Genomic DNA, 2097 nt, shown 5'->3' on the forward strand with positions numbered 1-2097 from the left:
AATCCCCGCATATATTGGTTGATAATAAGGCAACCGACCGATCCCTTCGCCGAGTAAAGTCACCGCGCCGCGCCAGTTGCGATTGTGGAGATGATAGCAAGCGACGGCGATTTGCAGTACACCTTGATAGAACTTTTTGTCTGGATCGATCGAGTCCATCCACAAGGCTTCAAGGGTATCATGACAGGCATAATATTCGCCTGTATTAAACTCATGAATACCCTGTAACCATTCGGCTGGGTAGTCACTCATCTATTTTCAGCCAACCATTGCCATGATGACCGTAATTGCATTGGGGATTGAGGATTTCGGTGAGGATTTCTAGGGATTCTACGAGTCTGGGGCCGGGACGATTGAAATAGGCATTACCATCAGTAATGTAGACTCGACCCAATTGGACTGCTTTAAGCTTTTCCCATTGGGGATGTTTAGTCAATGGTTGAGCTTCAATCCGAGTTCTGTCAAGATCGAAACCACAAGGCATAAAAATAATCGTATCGGGATCGGCGGCGATTAATTCATCCCAACTAATCCGGGGTGAATGTTGTCCGGTAACTCCGCCAATCGACTTACCTCCAGCTATCTCAACTAGTTCGGGAATCCAATTTCCTGCCAACATTAGCGGATCTGTCCACTCGATACAGGCAACTCGCGGCGGATTTGCCTGGAGACTTTCGCACTGAGTTTGGCAAGTTTTAACTCTGGATTGAAGTGCCGAGAGAATCGGTTGCCAGTCAACCTGGAGAGTTTCACCGACGCGTTGAATATCTGCCCAGACATCGGCGATCGTGTCGGGTTGGAGTGAGATAATTTGGGGGTGACTATTCGTTAATTTGGCGACGGCTTTTTCTACTTCACCAAAACTTACCGCGCAAACGTCACACTGGTCTTGGGTGATAATGTGAGTAGGTTCTAATCTAGTCAGCTCGTCGAGATTAATTTCATAAATACTCGCCGCTGCTGCCAGTAATTTATCTACCTCTTGATGAATCTCGCCACTAGGCTGATGGATCGAAAGTCTTGCCGCAGTGCAAACTGGGCGATTTTTTATTTCTGGCGGGTAGTCACACTCATGGGAAATTCCGACTAGTTGCTCCGTCAATCCCAAACAAGCAATAATTTCCGTGGCACTCGGTAAAAGTGAAACTAGCCGCAGTGATGCTAATTGAGTCATAAGTTGCGAAAATAGAAGGGCACGGTTCCAGTAAAATCGACAGTAATTAACATCTAACCTCCACTATGACTCATTCTACCGATATTCCAACCCTAGCACGTTGGATGGCTGGCGATTTTAGCAATCAAGCACAGGCATTTGAAAATCCGCCATTTTTTGCCCACATTCGGGTGTGTATGCGTCCGCTACCGTATGAGTTGTTTGGTGGAGTGAGTTTGTTTCTGGAACAGGCTTATGATTTCATGCTGCACAATCCCTATCGCTTGCGAGTATTGAACTTTGTGATTATGAATGACCGCATCGAAATCGAACACTACACGATCGATCCAGAAGCCGAATTTTACGGAGCCGCCCGCAAACCTGAGATATTCGATCGACTCACCCGCGATAAAATTATTAAGATGCCTGGTTGCACGATGATAACCGAGTGGACTGGCAGTACATTTAAAGGCTACGTGGAGCCTGGAAAGGGCTGCAAGGTCAATAGAAATGGCAAGGATACTTATTTGGACAATAGCTTTGAGATCGGCCCTGGGCACCTAAGTAGCCTCGATCGTGGTCGCGATCTTGAAACCGACGAGCGCGTCTGGGGATCGATCGCGGGGCCATTTGAATTCACTCAGACAGCCAGTTTTGCCGATGAAATCCAGCTTAGTCAGGTTGCCCAATCTCTGTAGCCAAAAAGTTATAGCAACCGCCAAGGCTGTTAGGACACAGCGATTGAAATCGCCGCTTATGATGCAAAGTCCGCCTACGCGGACTAATTAGAAAACGTCCTAACGATCTTAGCTATTGCTATAGCTAAAACTGAATATTTATTTATCCTAGCATCGAAACATACTGAATTAGTCGATCGCATAATCGTCATCCTCGATTTACTAAAATCGCCCCATCACAGCAGCAGACTCGATCGAGTCCGCTGC

3 protein-coding genes are annotated in these 2097 nt (G+C 46.8%); 1 reads left to right on the top strand and 2 read right to left on the bottom strand.

The features are described 5' to 3' along the window. The coding region (locus RMO35_RS21820) for a DUF309 domain-containing protein (protein WP_309744250.1) at positions 1-252 on the bottom strand (252 nt) is incomplete at its 3' end. Continuing rightward, positions 245-1174, bottom strand: a complete 930-nt coding sequence (locus RMO35_RS21825) for a cobalamin-binding protein (protein WP_309744252.1) — start codon at positions 1172-1174, stop codon at positions 245-247. The genes RMO35_RS21820 and RMO35_RS21825, both read right to left, overlap by 8 nt. A gap of 65 nt (positions 1175-1239) precedes the next feature. On the opposite strand from RMO35_RS21825, the gene RMO35_RS21830 reads away from it, so the two are divergent. Further along, on the top strand, positions 1240-1851 hold the full coding sequence (locus RMO35_RS21830) for a chromophore lyase CpcT/CpeT (protein WP_309744254.1): 612 nt from the start codon (positions 1240-1242) through the stop codon (positions 1849-1851). The last annotated feature ends 246 nt before the right edge of the window (positions 1852-2097 follow it).

The organism is Chamaesiphon sp. OTE_20_metabat_361 (genome assembly GCF_031364565.1).